This window comes from Roseovarius sp. MMSF_3359, assembly GCF_030733385.1.
In the GTDB taxonomy this organism is placed as follows: Bacteria; Pseudomonadota; Alphaproteobacteria; order Rhodobacterales; family Rhodobacteraceae; genus Roseovarius.
Map to the genome: position 1 here is coordinate 382347 of NZ_JASHJC010000002.1, position 24355 is coordinate 406701.

Consider the following 24355-nt stretch of genomic DNA (forward strand, 5'->3'; position numbering starts at 1 on the left):
GCTCCTAACGCATGATGAAGGGATTGGCAGCACTGGTTTCATGAGCGATCCAGACCGATTTGATCTGCATGAAATCCTTGATCGCCTGCTGCCCGCTTTCGCGCCCCTGACCGGACCGCTTGTAGCCGCCAAAGGGCGACATGAAACTGACCGCGCGGTAGGTGTTCACCCAGACCGTGCCCGCCTTGAGCCGCTCGGACATCCTGAGCGCGCGACCAATATCCGAGGTCCAGACCCCGGCAGCGAGGCCAAAGACAATGTCATTGCCGATCGCCACCGCATCGTCTTCGGTGTCAAAGGGAATGATCGACAGGATAGGGCCGAACACCTCTTCCTGCGCGATGCGCATGTCGTTGGTCACGCCGGTAAAGATCGTGGGTTCAACAAATCTCTCACCCTTGGCGCCCTCACCAGTATAGGGTTTGCCGCCCAGCACGCAGGTGGCACCATCTTCGCGGGCGACATCCATGTAATGCAGGATCTTTTCGTATTGCGGCGCGGTGGTCACGGGGCCCACATGGGTGTCCATCGACATCGGGTCGCCGATCCTGGCCGCACCTGCCACCTCGACCAGTCGCTCCACAAAGCGGTCATGGATGGAGCGTTGCACCAAGAGCCGCGAGCCCGCGATGCAGGTCTGCCCGGTGGCGGCGAAGATGCCCGAGATAGCGCCCATCACAGCCGCTTCGAAATCCGCATCGTCGAACACGATATTGGGTGATTTCCCCCCCAGTTCCAGCGTCACGGGCATGATCTTTTTCGCGGCACTTTCATAGATCCGCTGCCCGGCCATGTCCGATCCGGTAAAGGCGACCTTGGCCACGTCCGGGTGATCGACCAGCGGTTGCCCGACCTCTGCACCGAAACCTGTGATGCAGTTCACCACCCCGTCCGGAAACCCGGCCTCCTTGACCAGATCCATGAATTCCAGTGTTGAAACAGAGGTGTATTCCGACGGCTTGACCACCGCCGTGTTGCCCGCCGCCAGCGCCGGAGCGAGTTTCCACGCCAGCAAAAGCAGCGGCGAATTCCAGGCGGTTATCATCGCGATCACGCCCAGTGGCTCGTAGCGGGTGAAGTTGAAGATACCGGGCCGGTCCGAGGGCAGAACCGCACCTTCGACCTTGTCCGCCAGCCCCCCGAAATAGCGGTACCATTCAGCGAGGTACTTGGCCTGCGCGCCCATTTCGGCGATCAGCTTACCATTGTCGCGCACTTCCAGCTCGCCCAGGCGCGGTGCCTCGCGTTCAATGATTTCGGCCAGACGCACCAGCAGTTTGCCCCGTGCTGTCGGGCGCATCTCGGCCCATTCACCAGCGTCAAATGCCGCCTTGGCCGCCTGGACCGCGCGGTCCGCATCCTCTGCGGTGCCGCGCGCCACCTGCGCCCAGATTTCCCCGGTATAGGGATTGTCGGTGTCGAAATAGGCGCCCGCTGCCGGGGCCACATTTGCCCCGCCGATATAGTGATCGTAGGTTTTCATGGCTCTCCCGCTTCAAATTCGCGCCGTATCGCATCGGAGTGTGCGCCAAGGTCTGGCACCTGTCGAGGTTCGCCGTCACTATCCGGCATCGGCAACCCTGCCATGTCGATCTCGACGCTGTTGTATGTCGCCTGCGTATTCCGCAAAAACGGGTGATCCGACAGGTCCGCCACCGAATTCAGCGCCGCATTGGCGATCTTGGCGGCATCCAGCCGGGCAATGATATCGGTCGCATCGAACTGGCCAAAGGTGGCGTTCACCAGCGCATCAAGTGCGGCGCGGTTGGCATAGCGATCCGGATTGTCGCGGAACCGTGGATCGTCGATCAGGTCTGGCTGGTCCAGCACGTCCGCACAAAACACCGCCCATTCCCGGTTGCTTTGGACTGATAACAGCACCTGCGTGCCGCCCTTGCAGGTAAAAGCCCCGTAGGGCGCAATGAAACTGTGTTGCAGACCCGACCGCGCCGGCGCTCCACCCATGTAGCGATGCGCCAGGAGCGGCATGTTCATCCAGTCGGCCATCACGTCGAACATCGACAGGCTGAGCGCGGTTCCTTTTCCCGTCCGGCCCCGCTGGATCAACGCCCGGAGGATCGCGGAATAGGCGGTGAGCCCGGTAGAAAGATCGGTCAGCGATACGCCCACACGCGCGGGGGCCTCGGGATTGCCGGTGACCGAACAGATACCGCTTTCAGCCTGCACAAGGAAATCATAGGCCTTCTTTTTGGCGGCCACCTCGCCCTCGCCATAACCGGTGATGGTGCAGCTTATGAGCCCCGGATTAGGGCCGCGCAGCGTTTCATGATCCAAGCCCATCCGCGCCACGGCCCCCGGCGCGAGGTTCGACACGAACACATCCGCACGGGCCAGCATCGCGTGCATCAGCGCCATGTCTTCGGGTGATTTCAGATCGAGGCAGATTGATTCCTTGCCGCGGTTGAGCCAGGCGAAAATCGTGCTCTGGCCGTCCGCGCCTGCGTCATATCCGCGGGCAAAGTCGCCCTCGGGCCGTTCGACCTTGATCACCCGCGCGCCGGAGTTTGCCAGAAGCAATCCACAATAGGGCGCCGCCACCGCCTGCTCCAGCGAGACAACCAGTAATCCGTCAAGTTCCCGGGATAGCCCCAATCTTGCGCCTTTCTACGTCACCATTGGCAGATAGCGAAAATCTATCTTGCACTCACTATAAAGAAAGAAAAATGATACTATGGCTTCTATGCCGTTTTGCGAAAGGTGTCGCGTTGGAATTCAAACAGTTGAAAACCTTCATCTGCGTGGCGGAATGCGGCTCGATCAGCCGGGCGTCGGAACGGCTGCGCATTGCCCAACCGGCGCTGTCGCGGCAGATCAAGCTGCTGGAACATACCGTCGGGGCAGAATTGTTCAGCCGCCATGTCCGCGGCATGGTCCTGACCGAGGCCGGCCAGGCGCTGTTGGAGCGTATCTCGGGGCCGCTGCACCAGTTGGAGCAGTCCGTGCTGGACGTCAAATCCCTTCAGGCTGAGATCAGTGGCGAGGTCAAGCTGGGCGTGCTGCCGACCGTACCGGACAGCTTCAGCATTCGCCTGTTCGAGCATCTGAAAACGCAGTACCCCGGTATTTCACTGCATGTGAAAGAGGCCTATTCCATCAATCTCATTGAATGGCTGCAATCGGGCGAGATCGACCTGTGCTTCCTTTATGGCCCCGCGCGCGCCTACCAGTTTCAGTCAATCGATATCGTCACTGACGAGATCGTCCTCTTCAGCCCACCCGGCATCCTGAACGCAGGCACCACCATCCATGTCCAGGACCTCGCCGGGTTGCCGCTGGCCATGCCCAACCGCCCCTTTGGCCCGCGCCTGATCGTTGACAAACTGGCCGGGGCTGCCGGGGTGCAACTGACGCCGAAATATGCCGTCGACAGTTTCGGCATCGCCGTCGCCATGGCCGTTTCAGGCTTGTCGCACGGGATCATGCCGGTCTCATCGGTCTCCGCGCTGGAGGTCGAGGGCAAGCTCGAATTGCGCCGGATCCTGCCCGGACCCGCCGAACGGCAACTGATCCTGTCGCGTTCGTCGATGCGGCCCCAGACCCGCGCAACCGGCGCGGTTCAGGATGCGGTCTGTGACGTCCTATCGGCCATGCGCGCCGATGGAAACTGGCGCACGACCCTGGACGTCAACTGATGTCTATGCCCGGATGCGATAGAAATATTCACTAGATTGTATTGGCCAACCCGCCCTCAGACCCCGAGAACGAGCACATCATGAACCACGATTTCGAAACCCTTCTGACGGAAATCCCTGCGCCACATGTCCTGCTGGTCACGCTGAACCGGCCCGAGGCGTCGAATGCGTTCAACACGCAGATGGCGCAGGATCTGATAACGCTTTTCGAAGCGTTCTCGCTGAACACAGACGATATCCGCGCCATCGTCCTGACCGGCGCCGGCACCCGCGCGTTCTGCGCCGGGGGCGATCTCAAGGAACGCCACGGTATGAGCGACGCGGATTGGGGTGCGCAGCATCTGGTATATGAACGCATGGTCCGCGCGGTCATCGGCTGTCCGGTGCCGACCATCGGTGCGATCAATGGCGCGGCTTATGGCGGCGGATGCGAATTGGTCGCAGCACTTGATTTCTGCTACGCCGCCAAGGGCGCGAAATTCGCCCAGACCGAGGTGAAGATCGGCATTATCCCTGGCGCCGGCGGCACCCAGACGCTGGCGCGCGCGGTGGGCGAACGCCGCGCCAAGGAGCTGATCCTGTCCGGCACCCCCTTTACCGCCGCGCAGGCCTTGGAATGGGGTCTGCTGAACGCGGTCTATCCACAGAACGACCTCCTGCCCGCGGCCATAGAGACCGCCAAGAACATCGCGGCCAACGCGCCGATCGCCACGCGGCAGGCCAAGCAGGCCATTCACAAGGGGTTGCAGATGGGCCTGGCCGACGGGCTGGCGTTCGAGATCGAGGCCTATAACCGCACCATTCCCACCGCCGACCGGCGCGAAGGGGTGACCGCGTTCAACGAGAAACGCACACCGAAATTCGAGGGGCGATAGGGCATGTCAGAGCCAGTTACAGTCCGCGAGGTCGGCCCGCGCGATGGCCTGCAACTGGTCGGAACAGTCATGCCCACGCAAACCAAACTCAATTGGATCACACGGCAGGCCGCAGCGGGCTTCAAGGAGATCGAGGTGACATCCTTTGTCCCACCCAAACTGATGCCCCAATTTGCCGATGCGGCGGAGGTCACAATGAGCGCCAACGCTGTCCCCGGCCTGACCGCGTCGACCCTCGCATTGAACCTCAAGGGCGGCATCCGCGCATTGCAGGCGGGCGCACAAGTCGTCAACTTCGTGCTCTCGGCCTCGGAGGCGCATAACCAATCCAACGTGCGCTGCAGCACCGAGGCATCAATCCGAGCTTTCCGTGGCTTGCTCGACTGGCAATGGCAAAACGCGCCGCAGACCCGTGTCACCGTGGCCATTGCCACATCCTTCGGATGCTCGCTCCAGGGCGACGTGCCGGAGGCACAGGTTTGCGCGATTGCCGCGCAGCTGGCCGAGGCCAAGGCGGCCGAAATCACCCTCGCCGACACGGTGGGCTATGCCAATCCGCACCAGGTGAAACGCCTCTTTCGCGCCGTCGCCGCCGAGGTGGGCGAGGTGCCATTGGCCGCGCATTTCCACGACACGCGCGGGATGGGGCTGGCAAATGTTCTGGCGGCGCTCGATTGCGGCATCACCAAGTTCGACGCGGCGCTTGCAGGCCTCGGCGGATGCCCTTTCGCGCCCGGCGCCACCGGCAACATCGCCACCGAAGACACGGTCTACATGCTTGAAAACATGGGGCTGCGCACCGGGGTCGATCTCGACGCGCTCCTGCGCCTGCGCGAGGATTTCGCCGGCTGGCTGCCGGATGAACCCTTGCAGGGCCGGCTCGGCACCGCCGGTATCGCCCGCACCTTTGCCCCCGCCGCCTGAGGACCACGGGATATGACCAACTGCACCCATTACGACCTCGTGGAATTCGGCGCCGCGCTGGAAGAACGGACAACCCCTTTGCGCGCGCCCGCAGGCGAAGAGGTGCTGCTTGAGGTGATCTGCACCGGGGTCTGCCATTCCGATCTGCACATTATCGACGGGGAATTCGACCTGGGCGAAGAGGGCGTGATGCGCATGGCGGACCGGGGCATGAAACTGCCGCGCACCCTAGGTCACGAAACCGTCGGGCGGGTCAGTGCCGTCGGTCCTGATGCCGACACATCGATGATTGGCCAAAAGATGCTGGTCTTTCCCTGGCTCGGATGCGGGTCCTGCCGACCCTGCCACGAGGGGCGCAGCAATGATTGCATGGCAATGCGGATCATCGGGCTGGTGCAGGATGGCGGCTATGCCTCGCATATGCTGGTGGAAAATGCCGAAGCCCTCGTGGATTGCGACGGGCTTGATCCGGCCACCGTCGCCTCTCACGCCTGCTCCGGGCTGACCGTCTACAATGCGCTCGGCAAGCTCGACCCCCCCCATCCCGAAAGCTGGCTCGCGATCCTTGGTGTCGGCGGGTTGGGCCTGAACGCCGTCGCGATCGCCGCAGCCATGGGATACCGGAACATCCTGGCCGCCGATATCAACGAGGCCAACCTCAAGGCCGCCCGCGATATCGGCGCCTCCGTTACCCTGAACACGCGGGCGGATGACGCGCTCGACAGGCTGCGTGAACTGACTGGTGGCCAGCTCACCGACGTGCTGGATACGGTTGGCGCGCCGCAAACCGCCCGCCTCGCCGTGCACGGGTTGATCAAGGGCGGGCGATACGTGGTCGTCGGTCTGCATGGCGGCGATTTCAAGATGCCGCAACCCTGGCTGCCGCAGAAGGCGATGACCGTCATGGGAAGCCATGTTGGCACCCGCGCGCAATTGCAGGACCTGATCGCCCTGGTGCGGAGCGGCAAGGTCAAACCGCTGCCGGTCGAATGCCGCCCGATGGATGCGATTAATGATGCGCTGTCTGATCTGCACGCAGGCCGGGTGACGGGGCGGGTTGTCCTGACGAACTAGACCTGTTCGTTACGCAAGACGATCCAATCACAGCGCCACGTGGGACGGTCGGTCGTTTGACAAAAGAACTGCCGGGTCAGACCACCGACGCCTTGAGGAGTGAGATCGAATACGGGTGCTGCGCCTCCATCGCTCGCAGGGCATCAACGGTCAGCGTCTCCAACACTTCACCATCCTTCATTACTGCAAGCCGGTCGCACATATGGCTGATCACAGGCAGATCGTGGGAGACCATCAGGTACGTCAGGTTGTGTTCGTCCCGCAGATCGGTCAGGAGGTTGAGAATTTCTGCCTGCACTGACACGTCCAGCGCCGAGGTCGGCTCATCGAGCAGCAGGATATCCGGCTCCCCGGCCAGAGCGCGAGCGATGGCGACCCGCTGACGCTGCCCTCCCGAAAGCTGATGCGGATAGCGGAAGCGGAACTTGCTGCCGAGGCCCACGTCATCGAGGAGCTGGCTGACCCGTTTGTCGATCCCCTTGAGCCCCGCAAGATGCAGGGTTTCGCCCAACACCTGATCGACCGTGTGGCGCGGGTGGAGCGAGGCGTAGGGGTCCTGAAACACCATCTGCACCCGACGATAGAACTCGCGATCCCGCTTGCCCGGGGTGAGGGTCTGACCGGCGATTTCGATGTGGCCCGACCAGTTGGGCGCAAGCCCGGTTATCGCCCGCAGGATGGTTGATTTGCCCGATCCGCTTTCACCGACAAGGCCGAAACTCTCACCCGGCGTTACCTCAAGGGCGGCGTCACGGACGGCGTTGACGAGGTCACGCCCAGCGCCATACCAGACATTGAGGTCACGGATCGCAATCATGCTCATGCCGCGCCCTCCTCATCGGGGGCATTCACCCAGGCCGCGTCCCGCTTGAGCACATCGAGATGTTTGCGCGGCTGATCGAAGCGGGGCAGCGAGTTCAACAACCCTTGGGTATAGGGGTGTTTGGCCTCGTGCAGCTTGCCCGCATCACAGGTCTCGACGATCCGGCCCGCATACATGATGAGCACCCTGTCGCAGAAATCAGCGACGAGGTTCAGGTCGTGGCTGATGAAAATGAGGCCCATGCCGCGTTCGCGCACCAGCTTGTCCATGATATCAAGCACCTGCCGCTGCACCGTGACGTCAAGCGCCGAGGTCGGCTCATCCGCGATCATGATCTGCGGGTTGGGGATTAGCATCATCGCAATCATGATCCGCTGCCCCATGCCGCCGGACATTTCATGCGGATAGGCCCGCATTACCCGTTCCGGGTCGCGGATCGACACCGCCTCCAGCATTTCAACCGATCTGCGCCATGCCTCGGATTTCGAGACGCGGTTATGGACGAGATACGCTTCCATGATCTGATCGCCGATGCCCATCACCGGGTTGAGCGAGAATTTTGGGTCCTGCATGACCATCGAAATCTTCTCGCCGCGCACATCGCGCATGTCTTTTTCCGTCAGCGTGAGCAGGTTGCGGCCCTCGAGCGTGATGTGATCGGCCTCGACAATCCCGGGCGGGCGGATCAGCCGCAGGATGGCGCGCCCGGTCATGGATTTGCCTGATCCGCTTTCGCCCACGATCCCCAGCCGTTCCTTGCCCAGCGAAAACGACACCCCGCGCACGGCCTCGAAAAGCCCCTGCCGCGTGGGGAACTTCACCCAGAGATTTTGCACATCAAGCAGGGTCATTGGCTGTTACCCTTAGGATCAAGCACGTCGCGGAGCCCATCGCCCAACAGGTTAAAGGCAAGCGAGACGGTGAAGATCGCGAGGCCAGGCACTGTAGCCACCCACCAATGGTCGAGGATGAACCGGCGTCCGCCCGAGATCATCGCGCCCCATTCCGGGCTGGGCGGCTGCGCACCGAGGCCGAGGAAGCCGAGGCCTGCGGCGGCGAGGATGATGCCCGCCATATCAAGTGTCACCCGCACGATCAGCGACGAGATGCAGAGCGGCCAAATATGCTTGGTGATGATCCGGAACGGCCCGGCCCCTTGCAGACGCACCGCGCTGATATAATCCGACGAGCGGATCGTGAGCGTCTCCGCCCGGGCGATCCGGGCATAGGGCGGCCAGGCGGTCAGGGAAATGGCCAGCACCGCGTTTTCGATCCCCGCGCCGAGGGCGGCGACGAAGGCCAGCGCCAGAACGAGGCGGGGGAAGGCCAGAAAGATATCGGTAATCCGCATCAGGATCACGTCGGCCCATCCGCCGAGATACCCCGATACGGTCCCGACAAGCAGCCCCGCCACCGGTGCGATCAGGGCGACTAGGGTCACGATATAGAGCGTGATGCGACTGCCGTAGATCAGGCGGCTCAGGATATCGCGGCCGAGGCTGTCGGTGCCGAGGAGATGCCCTTCGGTTCCGATGGGCTGAAGCCGGTTCGCCAGATCCTGCGCATAGGGGTCGTGAGGTGCCACAATGGGCGCGCAAAAGGCGATCAGCACGAGAAGGACCAGGATACCGAGGCCGAACATCGCCATTGTGTTCGACCGGAAGTTCAGCCAGCCCTTGTAGAGGCTGGCAAACCGGGCCTGGCGGCGGGAGGTGGGCGCATCGCTGAGCAGCCATTCGCGGAGGGTCATGTCGCTCATTTCGACCTCGGATCAAAGATACGGTAGAGAAGGTCAGACAGAATGTTGAGGCAGATGAAGATCAGCCCCACCACGACCGTGCCGCCCAGAACGGCATTCATGTCGGCACTCAGAAGCGCCGTGGTGATGTAACTGCCGATGCCGGGCCAGGAGAAGATGATCTCGGTCAGCACCGAGCCTTCGAGCAGGTTGGCGTAACTCAGCGCGATCACGGTAATCAGTTGCACCCGGATGTTGCGGAAGGCATGGCGCCAGATCACGGCGCGTTCGGACATACCCTTCACGCGCGCGGTGACGATATATTCGGCGCTCATCTGTTCAAGGATGAAGGAGCGCGTCATGCGGCTGATGTAAGCCATGGAGTAATAGCCCAGCAGCGAGGCGGGCAGGATCAGGTGGCTGAACGCGTTGCGAAACACGTCCCAATGGCCAGAAATCGCGCTGTCGATCAGGATCATGCCGGTGCGTGTCGGCACGATATCCTGGTAGAAGATATCGAGACGTCCCGGCCCGCCGACCCAGCCCAGGATGCCGTAAAAGACCAAGAGCCCCACGAGGCCCAGCCAGAAGATCGGCATCGAATACCCGACAAGGGCCACGACACGGGCCACCTGGTCGATCCAGGAGCCGCGTTTGACACCGGCGATCACGCCCAGGGGGACACCGACGACAACGCCAAAGATCGTCCCCAGCGTGGCCAGCTCCAGCGTGGCGGGAAAGACGCGGGCGATATCTTCAGCGACGGGCCGCGCGTTCAGGAGCGACATGCCGAAATCACCCCGGACCACATCGCTGATGTAATAGAAAAATTGAACGATGATGGGCTTATCCAGCCCAAGCTGCTCATAGACCGCATCATAGGTCGATTGCGACGCACGTTCGCCGACGATGGCCAGCACCGGATCGATCGGCATGACGCGACCGATGATGAACGTGACCAGCAAAAGGCCCAGCATCGTCACCGCAATCGACAGGATCGACCCGGCGGCGGTTTTCAGAAAGGGGGCGAAGGACGCAGGTTTGCGTCCCTCGCGATCATTTTCGGCCAGCGCCATTTACTTGGTGACCGGCCAGTAAGACACGGCAGTGGTCGCACCACCCAGGTTCAGGTTCTCGACATTGTCGCGCATCGCGGCCTGTTCGATCTTCTGGAACATGACGACGAAGGGCGACGTTTCGCGGAACTGCGCCTGGATATCCGTATACATCTGCGCCCGCTTGTCCCGGTCATTCTCAACCACGGCGGCGGCAGTCATATCGGTCAGCCCACCAGTGTCCCAGCTATTGCGCCAGGCGAGAAGGCCCGTGGCCTGCGCCTCGTCGGAATTGTCGGGGTTATAGGCAAACGTACCGGCATTCGTGTGCGGGTCGGGATAGTCCGGCCCCCAGGCACCGACATAGACGTCCAGTTCCCGCGCACGATACCGCGCCAGGATCTGCTTGGCCGTGCCGACGGTGATGTTGAGCTTGATGCCCACCTGCGCCAGCGCGTTCTGATAGGTCTGGGCGATCTCGATCCGCTCCTGCGCTTCACGCACACCGGCCTCGATCTCCAGCCCTTCGGGCACACCCGCCGCTGCCAACATCTCCTTGGCCTTCTCGACATTCAGACTGAACGGGTTTTCGTCCACTGCGCCCAGGAATGTGCGCGGCAGGAAGTTCTGATGCGTCACGTATTGACCATTGAGGAAGCTGTTCTGCATCCCCTCGTAATCCACCAGGTATTTCATCGCCTGGCGCACCTCGGGCTTGGAAAGCTCGGGATGTTTCTGGTTGAACGCCAGATACATCAGCCGTCCGCGCAACTCGTCATAGATCTTGACACCTTCGGCTTCACGCGCGCCCGCGATATCCTCAGGGTTCAGGTTTCGGGCCACGTCGATGTCACCGCGCTCCAGCAGCAGACGCTGGCTCGCGCTTTCCTGCACATGGCGCACGATCACACGCTCCATGGCCGGGGCGCCGAGGTGGAAATCAGGGTTCGATTGCAGCGTCACGCTCTCATTGGGCTTCCAGCTCACGAGCGAATAGGCACCCGATCCGGCGGTGTTGGTCTTGAGCCAGGTATTGCCCATGTCGCCATCGACCTCGTTGGCCATGACGGTCTGCATGTCGACGATACCGCCGATGGTCGATGTCAGGCAGTTCAGCACAAATGACGTCGCATAGGGCTTGTCGGTGGTGATCGTGACCGTGTTGCCATCGGCCTTGATCGTCTCCTCGACATTCTCGGCGGTGAAGCCGAACTGCGTCAGGATGAACGCAGGCGTCTTGTTCAGGATAACCGCGCGGCGCAGCGAAAACTCGACATCCGCCGCCGTGATCGGGTTGCCGGAATGGAATTTCAGACCCTCGCGGATGGTGAAGGTGATGGATTGACCATCCTCGCTCACTTCCCAGCTTTCAGCGATCTCGGGCTGATAGCCCGCTTCGAGATTGGCCGGATCGAAATTGACCAGCTTCATGTAGACATTGCGGCTCACGTCCGAACCCGCGAACTCAAAGCTCTCGGCCGGGTCAAGCGTGGTGATATCGTCAATCCGGTTGGCGATCACCAGCATGTTCGGCGGCGTTTCGGCCGTGGCCATCGGCACCGCGGTCACGGCGAGCGTGAGCCCGAGGGCCGCGCCCGTCATCAATCTGCTAAACACATTCATCTTTTCTACCTCTCCTGTTGTTAAAATCTGCGGCGGCGGTGTCAGGACCCCCAGGTCTTCTCAAGCACACGCAGCCAATTCCCATGGCACAGTTTTTCGATGAGCGGGTCATCATATCCGTGCTCTTTCATGGCCTGTCTCAGCCGCGGCAGACCCGCGACCGTGGTCAGTTCGTCGGGGACAATCGCGCCGTCATAATCGGACCCCAGCCCGACACGATCCTCTCCCAGAATGTTCATCAGGTGATCAAGGTGCTTCAACACCTGGCTCTGCGGCACATCGGCCAGCATCCGGCCATCTTCACGTAGGAAGGCCACCGCGAAATTCAGCCCGACCATGCCATCACTTTCGGCAATGGCGCGCAGTTGATCATCCGTCAGGTTGCGCGAATGCGGACAGATCGCATGGGCGTTGGAGTGGGTTGCGACCAGCGGTTTGGTGGAGTGTTTCGTCACGTCCCAAAACCCCGCCTCGTTCAGATGCGACAGGTCCACCATGATGCCCAACTCGTTGCACCGCCGGATCAGGCGCAGACCGGCCTCCGTCAGCCCCGCCCCGATATCCGGCGAGGACGGGAAGCGAAACGGCACCCCGTAACCAAAGATCGTATCGCGGCTCCAGACCGGCCCGATGGAGCGCAGCCCCGCCGCGTAGAGCACGTCCAGCATGTGCAGATCGGGGTCAATCGCCTCGGCCCCCTCGATATGAAAGATCGCCGCGATTCGTCCCGCGTCGAATGCCGCGCGGATCTCGGCAACCGTTCGGCAGATCACCAGACCCCCCAGCCGTTCCAGCTCAAGCAGCGTCGCCGCTTGCGACAGCGCGACCGATTGCGCGTTTTCCAGCGCAATCGGATCGGGCAGAGGCAGGTCATATGACGGTTTGGTCATCTCGTCATACTTGTCGTCCAGGTCAGTGGGCGAAGGCACATAGACCGCGAAGAAACCCCCACCAAAGCCGCCCTGCTGCGCCTTGGGTTGGTCGACGGCACCATCGCGCCCCTCGATGAAACTGCGCGCGGCTGTCACGCCGCCGGCACGGTAGAGCTTACAAAGAACATCATTGTGGCCGTCAAAGATGACAGGCTGGATGCACGCCATTGAGCGGCCTCTCTACTGTGCAAGAACAGGTGTGACGATACCATTATGTCTGCACATGCCAAGTCGAAAATGTAACGCTTGATTGAAGGCTGCCCTGCGGCTCAACCTGAAGGCTTTACCGTTCTCGTTTTGTCATCTGGTGACGGCCTACCTGCATCGACCAGGGTTTCGCGTCCACCCGGGCTGGCAACATCAGAGTCATCCGTCACGGCTCGGATAGGGAGGTCGCGGTTACCTCCGCTTTCTTCGATGCCAACTCATCAGCGTGCAAATCGCCATACCCAATCAAACCAATAATGTGGTTAGGAGGGCGGGTAAAAAATTCAAAAACACATAAGTTGTTTTCACTGGATTTTTTGGAGAAGTGGTGCCCCCACACGGACTCGAACCGCGGACCTACTGATTACAAATCAGTTGCTCTACCAGCTGAGCTATAGGGGCACTCCGGGGCGCTTCATGGGTGCGCCCTGAGCAAACGACACCTGATGAACCATCGGGAATCGAGCGCGTTTTAGCGGCATGCGTCCAGCAATGCAACACTGCTGAAACACCAATTTTGCCAATTGTGGCGCCATCTGTTGCATTTGATGATCTCGGAATGGTCATCGCGAGAGTCCACTGGAAATCCGGTACGGGCCGTTAGATCCGCAGGCAGCCGGAAACGATCAGTAAAACCTGCCCTCGAAGCAGCCATGCATCATGAAATGCTGTTCGGGATCGGTGCCGGTGCGGGCAATATCGGGGTTCAGGACCATGTATTGCTCGGCTGAAAACCCTTGGGGCAGTTGACGTTTTTTGAACGGGTCCCTTTCGCAGAGCTGCTGGCTCAAGATCCTGGCAAAGCCCCGGACGTCGCGGGCGCGGCGGCCCAGTTTCAGCCCGGCTGCCCTCTTCAGAAAATCCAGAAGCTCGGGCAAGAGGTCCTGGCAAATATCCAGCAGGTCTTCGTGACGGTCGATGACATAATCGCCCCGGCCGCGCTCTCTTGTGAAGGCGCGACCGCATTCCCGATCAACCCAATCGAGCGCCTCTTCATTGGCCGCGTGGAGCCGGTTCGCAAACGCCTCGGACAAAGCGAGCTTGCCCTTGCCGAATTGGTACATCAACACGTTCAGAAAGCGTTTATTACGCTCGAAATGCGGCGCATCGGCGGGGGCGCTTCCGAAATAGGACAGGGTGGCAACAGCCGCCGCCGCTTCGGCGCTGAAACTGACATTCGTTCTGATCCGCTTCGCGCGGTTTACGTCGAGCCCCAGCCGGTCGCAGAAATCGTCCACGATATCGCCGTTCTTCATATCCTGCCGGTCATAGATTGCGGTGGTCAGCGGCTCGCCCTTTAGCGCCTCTTTCCAGAGCTTGAGGAACTTGGCGTCGTTATAGATCAACTGGTTGAGGTCCTCGCGCAGGCTGGCCGAGAAAAACAGCGCCGGGTGGGAGGCCGTCAGGCGCTGCTGGAACCGCGACAGGAACGCCCCGGGACACGCCCGCAGGTAACAGACCCCTTCGATCTGCTCGAAGGAGTCCCGAAGCATGGCAATAAGACCCGCTGCGCACCCATGGTTTGGGAACAACCCTTCGCCGGAAAAGATCAGGCGTTCATGCGGGACGTTGGCAATGCTCGCCTCAAGCCCCTCCCGAAAGGCGCGGGCATTGGGCGTTTCGCCGGTCCGCTGCATGAATTTCATCGGGATCGAATTGGGCCACCGCAACTTGTCGGGGCTGGCGTTCCAGCGCGGAAAAAGCGCGGCACATTCGCCGATGCCGTCCTCGCCAAACCCGGCAAGCACCAACGGTTCGCTATGGTTCGGATTGTCAGGCGATGTCGGGAGGCGGGCGAAAACCGTTTTTCCGTCATCATAATCGGCGAGGCCGAATTGCAGCGCAGTCGTGCCGGTCTTGGCCGTGCCAAAATGCAAAATGCAGGATTTCTTCTTCTGTGCCATCTGCGCGTCCGGATCGCCTTTTGGTGATATCGCCCCTTGTGGCTACAGGCCATGGGGGAGCACCGCAATCTGAAACTTGTGGCATCCCGCGTTCATTCACGCCCCCCGGTGCAAATCCCCTGTGAGGTGCGCAGTAACGGTCAGAGTTCTTCATTTGCCCCGCTTCACCGGCCCATGGCCGGGGCGATCTCGACCGGTTGGCAATGACTCGCGGAGAGTGAAATGCAAGCGATTGCATCTCAAAATGTAAACGCTTACATTGAAGCCGAATCAAGGATGCGCTTGTCGGCATCGCGACAAACTTTGCCTGCAACTGCGTCCCCGTGATTATCGTGGTCATGGATCATTGTCCGACACCGGGCAGCCATCAGACCACTGCCGTCCGCGACCAAAACAGGATTGTCCAATGACCCGAGAGTATCTGAAAAAAGCCACCTTGACCGCGCAATCCGACGCCTCCGATGTGGGGGAAACCGTTCGCACGATCCTCAACGACATCGAAGAGGGCGGCGATGCGAAGGCCATGGAATACGCGGCCAAGTTCGATAAGTACGACGGCAACGTCATCCTGACGAAGGAAGAAATCGAAGCCGCCGCCGCCCTGGTGCCGGAAAAGCTCAAACAGGACATTCACTTTGCCCACGACAACGTGCGCCGCTTTGCTGAGACGCAGAAAAGCACCCTTACGGATGTCGAACTCGAAGTCGTGCCCGGCGTGATCACCGGGCAGAAGGCGATCCCGGTGGATGCGGCCGGATGCTACGTGCCCGGCGGGCGGTACAGCCACATTGCGAGCGCGATCATGACCGTGACCACCGCCAAGGTCGCGGGCTGCAAGCATATCGCGGCCTGTTCGCCCCCGCGCCCCGGCGTCGGCGTTGCCCCGGCCATCATCTACGCGGCCAATTATTGCGGCGCCGATACGATCCTTGCCATGGGCGGTGTGCAGGGTGTGGCGGCGATGACCTTCGGGCTTTTCGGCCTGCCCAAGGCGAAAATCCTGGTCGGACCGGGTAACCAGTTCGTGGCCGAGGCCAAGCGGCGGCTATTCGGTCGTGTTGGCATCGACATGATCGCCGGCCCGACCGACAGCCTGATCCTGGCCGACAAAGCCGCCGATCCGCATATCGTAACCACCGATCTGGTGAGCCAGGCCGAACATGGGTACAACTCGCCTGTCTGGCTGGTGACCGATGACCGGGCGCTGGCGGAAAAGGTGATGGAGATGATCCCCGCCTATATAGACGACCTGCCAGAAGTGAACGCCGAAAACGCCCGGGCTGCCTGGCGCGATTATGCCGAGGTGATCCTCTGTGCCGATCGCGAAGAGATGGCCGCATGTTCCGACGATTACGCGCCCGAGCACCTGACGGTGATGGCGGACGACCTGGATTGGTGGCTTGATCGCCTGAGCTGCTACGGCTCGCTCTTCCTGGGTGAGGAAAGCACCGTGTCCTATGGCGACAAATCCGTGGGTACCAACCACGTGCTGCCGACCTCGGGTGCGGCGAGCTATACCGGCGGTCTCAGCGTGCACAAATACATGAAGATCGTCACCTGGCAGCGTGGCACGCGCGACGGCTACAAACCCGTGGCCGAGGCCACCGCGCGTATTGCCCGGCTGGAAGGCATGGAAGGCCATGCCCGTGCTGCCGATGTGCGTCTGGCGAAGTACTTCCCCGACGAGGAATTCGATCTCGTCGGAACCGAGTAATTCATGTCGCGCGGATTTTTCGACCTCACGGGCCGTGTGGCCTGTGTCACCGGTGCCTCCTCGGGCCTGGGACGGCGTGCCGCCACCGTATTGGCGGGCGCTGGTGCCCGAGTGGTTGGGGTCGCCCGCCGTGCCGACGCGCTGGAGGAGTGGCGCGGTACGGTGGGCGACAAGGCCGCCATCGTGACCCATGACGTGGCCGACCGGGACAGCCTGCCCGATCTTGCCGCCGAGATTGCGAAGCCCTTCGGCTCGCCGGATATCCTCGTCCATGCGGCGGGCATCAATACCCGCGAGGCTGCGGATGACGTGACCCCGGGTGGCTGGGACATGACGCTTGATCTCAACCTCTCCGCACCGTTTTTCCTGAGCCAGGCGCTGGTGCCTGCGATGAAGGAAAAGGGATGGGGCCGGATCGTGCATTTCGCCTCGCTCCAGACGACGCGCGCTTTTCCGGGGGGCATCGCCTATGGCGCGACCAAGGCCGGGATTGGGCAACTGACCCGTGCAATGGCCGAGGCTTGGTCGGGTGACGGGATCAATGTCAACGCCATCGGTCCGGGGTTTTTCCGCACCGAATTGACCGCCGCGGTCTTCAACGATCCCGAACGCGCGGCGCGCAATGCCGCCCAGACCTGCATCGGGCGCAATGGCGAACTCGAAGACCTCGACGGGCCGCTGCTTTTCTTCTGCTCCGACGCTTCTGCCTATGTCACCGGGCAGGTTCTGATGGTCGATGGGGGGTTCACGGCGAAATGAAGGCGCTTGTCTATACCGGCCCCGAAGCGATGGCCTATCAGGACATGCCGGACCCCATCCCAAATGCGGGTGAACACCTGATCCGCGTCGACAGTGTGGGCATTTGCGGGTCTGACATGCATGCCTATCTCGGCCATGATGACCGCCGACCCGCCCCGCTCATCCTCGGCCATGAGGCCGCGGGCGTGATCGTCGGCGGCCCGCAGGACGGGCGGCGCGTGACGATCAACCCGCTGGTGACCTGCGGGACCTGCCCGGCTTGCACATCTGGCCGTGAGAACCTCTGCCCCTCGCGGCAGATCATATCGATGCCGCCCCGCGAAGGAGCATTTGCGCAATTTGTTTCGATGCCCGACAGCAACCTTGTCACGGTCCCGGGCGACGTGTCGCTGGCCAAGGCCGCCCTGGCCGAACCGCTGGCGGTCAGCTGGCACGCAGTGCGCCTTGGGCTTGCGGCGCTGCACCCGTCGGCAGACCGAAGCGCATTGGTGCTGGGCGGCGGGGCCATTGGCCTCGCTGCGGCACTGGCCCTGCGCGCCATGGGCGTCGAAGCGATCACGATTGTCGAGCCGAACGAGACCCGCCGCGCCTTCCTGACGGATCGCTGCGGGGAAAACGCCGTCGCCGCCTGTGAGACATCCCACGCAATTGTCGTCGATGCAGTGGGATATGCCGCCACACGCGCCACCGCCTCGGCACTGGCGGAGCCGGGAGGCGTCATTCTTCATATTGGGCTTGGCGAGGATATGGGCGGGCTCGATATCCGCCGCATGACCCTGCAGGAGATCACGTTCATCGGCACCTATACCTACACGGCCGAGGATTTCCGCCAGACGGCCGCCGCCATTTTCGACGGCCGTCTCGGCCCGCTCGACTGGACCGAAACACGCGGGCTCTCGGATGGGGCGCAAGCCTTTGCCGATATCCGCGCGGGGCGTGTGCCCACCCCCAAGATCATTCTGACGCCGCAAGGCTAAACCCTTCAAAGGAGACCGACGTGTCCATCGACAGCAAAATCGTTGACGATCTCGTGGCCAATGACGTGACTTTCGTCACCACCGTGCCCTGCAAGCAATTGGCCGGTGTGATTGACGAGGTCGAAGCCCGGCCCGAGATTTTTCACATCCCCGCCAACAAGGAAGACGAAGGCATGGGCCTCTGCGCTGGTGCCTTCATGGGCGGCAAGCGCCCCTGCATCATCATGCAAAACACCGCCATCGGCGTGACGATCAACACGCTGGCCACGCTGACGCAGTTCTACCGGATGCCGCTCCCGATGCTGATTTCCTATCGCGGCGAGCTGCGCGAGCCGGTGGCCTGCCAGGTTGAAATGGCCGTGCACACCAAGGCGCTACTCAACCAGCTCAACATCCCGACCTACCATTTCCACTGGCAGAAGGATGCGGATGAGCTCGACAACATCCTGAAATACACCTTCATGTGCAACAAACCCGTTGCCATTCTGACCGACGCCAATTTCTGGGGAGGCTACGGAGACCAATGATCCGCTCTGAAATCCTGCGCGAGATCGCGCCCATCCTTCGCGACCACCTGGTCATCTGCAACATCGGCCTGCCCAGCCAGGAATTGCACATGATCGACGACCAACCGTCGAACTTCTACATGCTGGGCACAATGGGCCTGAGTTCGTCCATCGGGCTGGGCGTGGCGCTGGCCCAGGACAAGACCGTTATCTCAATCGATGGCGACGGCTCGATCCTGACCAACCTCGGGACCCTGCCGACCATTGCCAACAACGTCGCTGATAACTTCATCCTGCTGATCATCGACAACGGGTCCTACGGGTCCACCGGAGATCAGCCGACCTATGCGGGCAAGAAGACCAAGCTGGAAAACGTCGCCTCGGCCTGTGGCTGTGAAAATGTCGTGATCTGTTCCGCCGAAGACACTGGCGCGACTTTGCAAGCGGCCATCGACAGCAAGAAAATGACCGTGATCGTGGCCAAATGCGAAAGCGGCAACATCAAGCTGCCGGTCATCACCATGGACCCGGTGGTCATCCGCGACCGCTTTATGAAAGCGGTGCAGGCGTAGCGACGGACCATGTTGCCGTTTCTTCAGATCCATTCCAGTGCGGATGCCAGGCGATTGGCCAAGCGGCGTCTGCCCTGGATGGTGTTTGACTATATGGACGGCTCAGCCGGGGAGGAACATGGCGCGGCACTGAACCGTCGCGCGCTGCAGGATATCCGCCTGAGGTCTCGTGTGCTGGTCGATGTGAGCAAGCGCGATCTCTCCCTGCCCGTGTTCGATCATAACGCCAAGCGGCCCTTTGGCATCTCGCCCATGGGCATGTGCAACCTCGCCGCGCCCGGGGCGGATCTGATGCTGGCGCGGCTGGCGGCGGACTACAAAATCCCCCATGGTGTTTCGACCGTCGCCTCGACCTCTCTCGAAGAGATTATCGAAGTGGCCGAGGGTAACGCCTGGTTCCAGCTTTACTTCAGCGGCGATGGCAGCACCGCGATGCAACTGGTGGACCGCGCCGAGGCCGCTGGTTACCAGACGCTGGTCCTCACCCTCGATGTGCCCGAAGTGGGCCGCCGCCCACGCGAGTTGCGCCACGGGTTCAAGATGCCGTTCAAGATCGGCCCGAGCCAGTTTGTCGATTTCGCCCTGCACCCGCGCTGGTCGCTGACCACGCTTTTCAAAGGCAAGCCGCAGATGGCGAACTTCCCCGGCGGCGAGTTTGATCGTACGGAATCTCGTGCGAGAGCCGATTGGGCCTATCTCGACCGTCTGCGCGACCGGTGGGGCGGGAAACTGGTCGTGAAAGGTGTGCTTGATGCCGAGGACGCCAAACGCCTCAAGAAAGCAGGCGTCGATGCGATCCAGGTATCCTCTCACGGCGGGCGGCAATTGGATGGCGCCATCCCGCCAGTGCAGGCGCTCCGGGATATCCGCGATGCCGTTGGCACGGATTTTCCGCTTTTCTACGACAGCGGCCTGCGCGGCGGTGAAGACGTGGTCAAGATACTGGCCACCGGGGCTGATTTCACCTTCCTGGGCCGCATCCTGCTCTATGCCATTGCCGCCGGTGGCGAAGACGGTCTGCGCACGCTTTGGGATGTTCTGTCGGAAGAGGTCAGCCTGACGCTGGCGCAGATCGGACAGACCCAACCCAACCTCCGTGGCAGCGATGTGATCTACTGACGCCGGACAATCCGGCACAGTTTCGCCATGATTGCCCCCGTTTTCCGCCCATACAGGCACAAATGTGGCAAAGACTGCCCCGCTTGGTGCGACGCGCCGCCGAGGCTGGCATCCACAGGAGGTTTTCTCACCGGGATCAGGGGCTCACGGGACTGTCAAAATAAAGCATATAATATTGATTTTACGGGACATTTTATTCTCGGAAAAAGCGTCTCGTAGTCTCCTAAAAATCAACAAAAAACGTCTGTTTGCGTCGCGGATTCGCCAGATTGCCTGCCCAGCTTCGTCGCGGATTTGCCGCCATGGACCCGCATATTTGAGCGCAAGTCCATGTGGGAGCCCAGTAAATGGTACAGTTTTCGAACGTTTCGGTTTTCTCTGGCGGGATCAATGGCCCGCTCTTCGGGATTGCCGATCTGGATATGGCGCTTTTTGGTGATCAGTGGAAGCTGTTCGCCACCAACGCCATCGAAAGCGACATCAGCGTGTTCGACGTTTTGAACACCGGGGAAACAACCGTGTCAGGCACCGCCGAAGCCATTTCCGGCGGGCAGTTTAACGTCACCGCCCTTGATATCGTCACGATCGACACTGCCAACTATGCCATTTTCAGCGGTGACGGAAACGGCGCCCATGACGATTACCACATCACCGCGAATGGCGCGTTGGGAGACAGCATTGATTTCTCACCGACATCGGGAGAATCCGGTGCCCTCAATACGATTGCCACGGCGGCCATTGGTGGTGCGACCCTGGCGGCGACCTCGCAATCGGGTCAGGAGGGATTTACGGTCCAATCCGTTCAAACCGATCCGCTTTCCGACCCGGCATTGGTCAACACAGACAATGTCACCGTGACCGGTGGCGATATCGCCGATGTCGAGTTGATTTCTCTGGGCGCGACCGGTCTTGCGATTGCGATCGACAAGTCGGGCAATGAAATCCTGTCCTACACCGTTGCCGGTGACGGCAGCTTGACGCCGGTGGATACGCTTGGCGTGGTCGATGGGCTTGGCCTTGTCGCGCCCGAAATCCTGCGGGTGGTCGAAATCGCAGGCCAAAGCTTCGGGATCGTCGCCGCTGGCCGCAGTTCGTCGATCAGCGTGTTTGAAATCTCCGACAGCGGTGAGCTGACCGCCCGCGATCATGTGATTGACGGGCAAGGGACACGGTTTGCGTCTATCTCGGAACTTGAGATTGTCGATGCAAACGGTCGCGCATTTGTCCTCACTGCCGGTGCTGATGACGGCATCACCCTTCTGGAGCTACTGCCCGATGGGCGCCTGATCCACCATGCGACCATCGAAGACACCGATGCGCTGACGCTGGAGAATGTGACAGCCTTGACAGGCGAAGCACATGACGGCGCCCTGCACGTCTTTGCGACCAGCGAGACCGAAGCGGGCATCACCGAACTTACGTTTGATCTGTCCGCGCCCGGTCAGGTAGAGGTCGGCGGAAGCGGTGACGATACCATGACCGGCACCGCTGGTGGCGACGTTCTTTTCGGTGGCCATGGCACCGGTAATGATGTGCTGTCAGGCAATGATGGCGCTGACATCCTGATTGCCGGTCAGGGCGCGGATACCCTGAACGGCGGTCTTGGCGCTGACATCTTCGTCTTCGGCGACGCGCAGGATGGCGGTCAGGTTGAAGATTTCAACATCTCCGAAGACCTTCTCGACCTGTCGGGCTGGTTCTTGTTGCATGATCCATCGCAATTGAGCTTCCTGGCGTATGGCGATCGTGTCGATATCTCCTTTGGCGGATACACGATGACCGTGAAATCCCACGACGGCAGTGCGCTTGATCCTGCCGACCTCGTGGACCGCATCACGATCAACCCCAGCCATTCGATGATCACCGACGTCCCTGACGCGGCAAATCTGGAAAGCACGCATTTCGGTACCGCCGGTGATGACGTGCTCTTCGGCCACGCGGGGCGCGACACCTTTATTTCCGCTGGCGGCAGAGACGTTTTTGTCGGCGGCGACGAATTCGACATCGTGTCCTACGAGGACGCGGATGATTGGATTCGGGTCGATATGATCTTTGGCCGCCGCGAGAGAGGCGACGTTGCCTGGGACAAGTTCTATTCGGTTGAAGGCATCGAAGGCACGAGTGTTGGTGATGCGATGCGCGGCGATCACGGCGACAACTGGCTTGATGGTGGTGACGGACGCGATTTCATCAATGGCCGCTCAGGTGACGATGAGCTCTTCGGCAGCGCAGGCGACGATCGGATCTGGGGCGGCTGGGGCGACGACACCATTAATGGTGGCGCGGATGCAGATGTGCTTTTCGGTCAGAATGGCAACGACCACCTTGAGGGCGGTGCCGGCAACGACCGTCTGCGGGGCGGCAATGGGAGTGACACGATCATTGGCGGCGCGGGCGACGATAATCTCGGCGGCGGTTGGGGTGCTGATACGTTCTACTTCACCGAAGGCAACGATTGGGTCAGGGATTTCTCGCGCTGGAACGACACGCTTTACATCGACGATGCGCTGCTCTCGGACCCCAACATGTCGGTTGCCGATATTCTCGATACTTACGGCGAGGATTTAGGCCGGTCCGTCCGGTTGAACTTCGGCGAGAACGAGTTTGGCGAAGACCAGATGATAACCCTGCACGGCATTCGCAGCCTGGACCACATCAGTGACAATTTGTTTGTCTTCTGATCGGTTGCCGCGGGTGGCTTTCTGTACCAAATCTCAAGGCGGGTTGAGGCCATGGCTCAACCTACCTTGTAGCCCCAGAACGCCGTTTCATCGGCCTGGAAGTAGCCGGACGCGCCGGTAAACATTCCCTGCAACTCGACCGTGTCACCCGCCGTCAATTGCGCCGCGGCCTGGGTGTTTGCAAAGGTGACACCATCTACATGATTGCCGGTGATGCCCCCGAAACTACCGGCAACCGGCGTGGTGCCGTTCAGCAACAGACGGACGTTCAGCCGCGCATTGCTGCTGCTGTCTTCTTTGAACAGGAGGTGACCGCCAAACTGATAGAACCCATCCACGGGGGCCGTGAACACGTTTGTACCCGCATCAAAACTGGCCTGGTCATTGTAACTCAGCGTGTTGATGGCGATCTTTACCCAGGTGCCGAAAGCGCCGAAATTGTCGAAATTCGTGACGCCCGCAAAACGCGGCAGGTTGGGTTGATTGACCACCCCCGTGCCAGCGTCGATCTCAAGCCCATCGTGAAACGTGGTGCCATCCGATGTCACCGCCATGCGCAGATTATCGCTGCCAAAGAGGCCCAGCACCGCGCGGGTGGCAAAATTAGTCTGCAGCACAAAACCGGCATCATCCGGTGCCGTTTCCTTGTTCAGAGTCTGGATCAAATCACCGTTGCCATTGTCGGCGGCATATAGCGCGGTCCAGAGGGCGGTGTTCAGTTTTGCAGAAAACGGCGCACTGGACGTATCGACGCCGATCCCAAGCCCGGTCAGATCTTCCAAAAGGCTGCCGCCAACCGCTTGCCAGGCGGACCCGTCAAACGCCTTCAGCAACCCGGTGTCGATCACGAAGATCCGCCAACCGGTCTGCGGCGCGTAGAACACCCAGGCATCCTGCTCGTAGCAGGCAACCTGGCCATCCCGGCCGGACCATTCATTCTGTCCACCAACCGGCACCAGGTACCGCGCACCGGCATCGGTGTCGGTGGGCGGCGTGTCAAGCGTATCCGACAGCACCGCCAACTGCGTTACCGCATCCAGGATTCGCAGCGCCTCGTTATGGGTCACGTGTTTCTGAGATTGTGAGGGCGACAGGATGGGCAGGCTTAGATTGGGCAATTGGTCCGGCATTTCAGAATCCCTGTGTGAAAACTCCGCCGAAAGGTGCCGGGCAATACTTGCCGATCTCTGTGCCGGTCGTCCCTCCCCTTAACTCTTTC

21 protein-coding genes and 1 tRNA gene are annotated in these 24355 nt (G+C 61.1%); 11 read left to right on the top strand and 11 right to left on the bottom strand.

What is annotated here, in order from left to right; genetic code table 11:
- Positions 1-4 precede the first annotated feature (4 nt).
- The gene (locus tag RBB29_RS04750; RefSeq protein WP_306113026.1) at positions 5-1483 is read right to left on the bottom strand and encodes an aldehyde dehydrogenase; all 1479 of its coding nucleotides are present in this window, start codon (positions 1481-1483) and stop codon (positions 5-7) included.
- Positions 1480-2613, bottom strand: a complete 1134-nt coding sequence (locus tag RBB29_RS04755; protein ID WP_306113027.1) for a CaiB/BaiF CoA-transferase family protein — start codon at positions 2611-2613, stop codon at positions 1480-1482. Before RBB29_RS04755 ends, RBB29_RS04750 begins: the two co-directional genes overlap by 4 nt.
- Before the next feature lie 71 nt (positions 2614-2684).
- Between RBB29_RS04755 and RBB29_RS04760 the strand changes: the two genes are divergently transcribed.
- The 4 genes from RBB29_RS04760 (at position 2685) to RBB29_RS04775 (ending at position 6526) form a co-directional block, all read left to right on the top strand.
- Positions 2685-3653, top strand: coding sequence for a LysR family transcriptional regulator (locus tag RBB29_RS04760; protein ID WP_306113028.1), 969 nt, complete (start codon positions 2685-2687; stop codon positions 3651-3653).
- An 80-nt stretch (positions 3654-3733) separates the two neighbouring features.
- Complete coding sequence (locus RBB29_RS04765; RefSeq protein WP_306113029.1) at positions 3734-4528, top strand: enoyl-CoA hydratase/isomerase family protein; 795 nt, start codon at positions 3734-3736, stop codon at positions 4526-4528.
- A gap of 3 nt (positions 4529-4531) precedes the next feature.
- Positions 4532-5452 carry a hydroxymethylglutaryl-CoA lyase gene (locus RBB29_RS04770; protein ID WP_306113030.1) on the top strand — a complete coding sequence of 307 codons (921 nt, stop codon included), beginning with the start codon at positions 4532-4534 and terminating at the stop codon, positions 5450-5452.
- Positions 5453-5464: 12 nt separating this feature from the next.
- Positions 5465-6526, top strand: coding sequence for an alcohol dehydrogenase (locus tag RBB29_RS04775; RefSeq protein WP_306113031.1), 1062 nt, complete (start codon positions 5465-5467; stop codon positions 6524-6526).
- 76 nt (positions 6527-6602) lie between these two features.
- Here RBB29_RS04775 and RBB29_RS04780 read toward each other — a convergent pair whose 3' ends face one another.
- From RBB29_RS04780 to RBB29_RS04815, 8 genes are all read right to left on the bottom strand, one after another.
- Positions 6603-7349, bottom strand: coding sequence for an ABC transporter ATP-binding protein (locus RBB29_RS04780; RefSeq protein ID WP_306113032.1), 747 nt, complete (start codon positions 7347-7349; stop codon positions 6603-6605).
- Positions 7346-8200, bottom strand: a complete 855-nt coding sequence (locus tag RBB29_RS04785; RefSeq protein WP_306113033.1) for an ABC transporter ATP-binding protein — start codon at positions 8198-8200, stop codon at positions 7346-7348. Before RBB29_RS04785 ends, RBB29_RS04780 begins: the two co-directional genes overlap by 4 nt.
- The gene (locus RBB29_RS04790) at positions 8197-9108 is read right to left on the bottom strand and encodes an ABC transporter permease (RefSeq protein ID WP_306113034.1); all 912 of its coding nucleotides are present in this window, start codon (positions 9106-9108) and stop codon (positions 8197-8199) included. The genes RBB29_RS04785 and RBB29_RS04790 overlap by 4 nt, the downstream gene beginning before the upstream one ends.
- Positions 9105-10163, bottom strand: coding sequence for an ABC transporter permease (locus tag RBB29_RS04795; RefSeq protein WP_306113035.1), 1059 nt, complete (start codon positions 10161-10163; stop codon positions 9105-9107). The genes RBB29_RS04790 and RBB29_RS04795 overlap by 4 nt, the downstream gene beginning before the upstream one ends.
- A complete protein-coding gene (locus RBB29_RS04800; RefSeq protein ID WP_306113036.1) occupies positions 10164-11765 on the bottom strand; it encodes an ABC transporter substrate-binding protein in 1602 nt (533 codons plus the stop codon).
- 41 nt (positions 11766-11806) lie between these two features.
- Positions 11807-12865: a dipeptidase gene (locus RBB29_RS04805; RefSeq protein WP_306113037.1), complete on the bottom strand. Its 1059-nt coding sequence runs from the start codon at positions 12863-12865 to the stop codon at positions 11807-11809.
- Between the two features lie 365 nt (positions 12866-13230).
- A tRNA-Thr gene (locus RBB29_RS04810) sits at positions 13231-13306 on the bottom strand.
- A 224-nt stretch (positions 13307-13530) separates the two neighbouring features.
- Entirely contained in the window at positions 13531-14808 is a 1278-nt protein-coding gene (locus tag RBB29_RS04815) for a hypothetical protein (RefSeq protein ID WP_306113038.1), read from the bottom strand.
- A 406-nt stretch (positions 14809-15214) separates the two neighbouring features.
- Here RBB29_RS04815 and hisD point away from each other — a divergent pair, with 406 nt between their 5' ends.
- The 7 genes from hisD to RBB29_RS04850 all read left to right on the top strand — a co-directional run bounded on the left by hisD (position 15215) and on the right by RBB29_RS04850 (position 23136).
- The gene (gene hisD, locus RBB29_RS04820) at positions 15215-16522 is read left to right on the top strand and encodes a histidinol dehydrogenase (RefSeq protein ID WP_306113039.1); all 1308 of its coding nucleotides are present in this window, start codon (positions 15215-15217) and stop codon (positions 16520-16522) included.
- A gap of 3 nt (positions 16523-16525) precedes the next feature.
- On the top strand, positions 16526-17281 hold the full coding sequence (locus tag RBB29_RS04825; protein ID WP_306113040.1) for an SDR family NAD(P)-dependent oxidoreductase: 756 nt from the start codon (positions 16526-16528) through the stop codon (positions 17279-17281).
- On the top strand, positions 17278-18258 hold the full coding sequence (locus RBB29_RS04830) for an alcohol dehydrogenase catalytic domain-containing protein (protein WP_306113041.1): 981 nt from the start codon (positions 17278-17280) through the stop codon (positions 18256-18258). Before RBB29_RS04825 ends, RBB29_RS04830 begins: the two co-directional genes overlap by 4 nt.
- A gap of 20 nt (positions 18259-18278) precedes the next feature.
- Positions 18279-18785 (top strand): sulfopyruvate decarboxylase subunit alpha, encoded by a 507-nt coding sequence (locus RBB29_RS04835; RefSeq protein WP_306113042.1) that lies wholly within the window; start codon positions 18279-18281, stop codon positions 18783-18785.
- Positions 18782-19336 carry a sulfopyruvate decarboxylase subunit beta gene (gene comE / locus RBB29_RS04840; RefSeq protein WP_306113043.1) on the top strand — a complete coding sequence of 185 codons (555 nt, stop codon included), beginning with the start codon at positions 18782-18784 and terminating at the stop codon, positions 19334-19336. Before RBB29_RS04835 ends, comE begins: the two co-directional genes overlap by 4 nt.
- A 9-nt stretch (positions 19337-19345) precedes the next feature.
- Positions 19346-20455, top strand: a complete 1110-nt coding sequence (locus tag RBB29_RS04845; RefSeq protein ID WP_306113044.1) for an alpha-hydroxy acid oxidase — start codon at positions 19346-19348, stop codon at positions 20453-20455.
- A gap of 347 nt (positions 20456-20802) precedes the next feature.
- Positions 20803-23136 carry a calcium-binding protein gene (locus tag RBB29_RS04850; protein ID WP_306113045.1) on the top strand — a complete coding sequence of 778 codons (2334 nt, stop codon included), beginning with the start codon at positions 20803-20805 and terminating at the stop codon, positions 23134-23136.
- A 56-nt stretch (positions 23137-23192) separates the two neighbouring features.
- Here RBB29_RS04850 and RBB29_RS04855 read toward each other — a convergent pair whose 3' ends face one another.
- Positions 23193-24266: a DUF2793 domain-containing protein gene (locus RBB29_RS04855; RefSeq protein WP_306113046.1), complete on the bottom strand. Its 1074-nt coding sequence runs from the start codon at positions 24264-24266 to the stop codon at positions 23193-23195.
- Positions 24267-24355 lie beyond the last annotated feature (89 nt).

Excerpts from the sequence above, each read along its gene's own strand:
- RBB29_RS04750 (WP_306113026.1), bottom strand. The coding sequence starts at position 1,483 with ATGAAAACCTACGATCACTATATCGGCGGGGCAAATGTGGCCCCGGCA.
- RBB29_RS04760 (WP_306113028.1), top strand. The coding sequence starts at position 2,685 with ATGATACTATGGCTTCTATGCCGTTTTGCGAAAGGTGTCGCGTTGGAA.
- RBB29_RS04765 (WP_306113029.1), top strand. The coding sequence starts at position 3,734 with ATGAACCACGATTTCGAAACCCTTCTGACGGAAATCCCTGCGCCACAT.
- RBB29_RS04770 (WP_306113030.1), top strand. The coding sequence starts at position 4,532 with ATGTCAGAGCCAGTTACAGTCCGCGAGGTCGGCCCGCGCGATGGCCTG.
- RBB29_RS04775 (WP_306113031.1), top strand. The coding sequence starts at position 5,465 with ATGACCAACTGCACCCATTACGACCTCGTGGAATTCGGCGCCGCGCTG.
- RBB29_RS04780 (WP_306113032.1), bottom strand. The coding sequence starts at position 7,349 with ATGAGCATGATTGCGATCCGTGACCTCAATGTCTGGTATGGCGCTGGG.
- RBB29_RS04785 (WP_306113033.1), bottom strand. The coding sequence starts at position 8,200 with ATGACCCTGCTTGATGTGCAAAATCTCTGGGTGAAGTTCCCCACGCGG.
- RBB29_RS04790 (WP_306113034.1), bottom strand. The coding sequence starts at position 9,108 with ATGAGCGACATGACCCTCCGCGAATGGCTGCTCAGCGATGCGCCCACC.
- RBB29_RS04795 (WP_306113035.1), bottom strand. The coding sequence starts at position 10,163 with ATGGCGCTGGCCGAAAATGATCGCGAGGGACGCAAACCTGCGTCCTTC.
- RBB29_RS04800 (WP_306113036.1), bottom strand. The coding sequence starts at position 11,765 with ATGAATGTGTTTAGCAGATTGATGACGGGCGCGGCCCTCGGGCTCACG.
- RBB29_RS04805 (WP_306113037.1), bottom strand. The coding sequence starts at position 12,865 with ATGGCGTGCATCCAGCCTGTCATCTTTGACGGCCACAATGATGTTCTT.
- RBB29_RS04815 (WP_306113038.1), bottom strand. The coding sequence starts at position 14,808 with ATGGCACAGAAGAAGAAATCCTGCATTTTGCATTTTGGCACGGCCAAG.
- hisD (WP_306113039.1), top strand. The coding sequence starts at position 15,215 with ATGACCCGAGAGTATCTGAAAAAAGCCACCTTGACCGCGCAATCCGAC.
- RBB29_RS04825 (WP_306113040.1), top strand. The coding sequence starts at position 16,526 with ATGTCGCGCGGATTTTTCGACCTCACGGGCCGTGTGGCCTGTGTCACC.
- RBB29_RS04830 (WP_306113041.1), top strand. The coding sequence starts at position 17,278 with ATGAAGGCGCTTGTCTATACCGGCCCCGAAGCGATGGCCTATCAGGAC.
- comE (WP_306113043.1), top strand. The coding sequence starts at position 18,782 with ATGATCCGCTCTGAAATCCTGCGCGAGATCGCGCCCATCCTTCGCGAC.
- RBB29_RS04845 (WP_306113044.1), top strand. The coding sequence starts at position 19,346 with ATGTTGCCGTTTCTTCAGATCCATTCCAGTGCGGATGCCAGGCGATTG.
- RBB29_RS04850 (WP_306113045.1), top strand. The coding sequence starts at position 20,803 with ATGGTACAGTTTTCGAACGTTTCGGTTTTCTCTGGCGGGATCAATGGC.
- RBB29_RS04855 (WP_306113046.1), bottom strand. The coding sequence starts at position 24,266 with ATGCCGGACCAATTGCCCAATCTAAGCCTGCCCATCCTGTCGCCCTCA.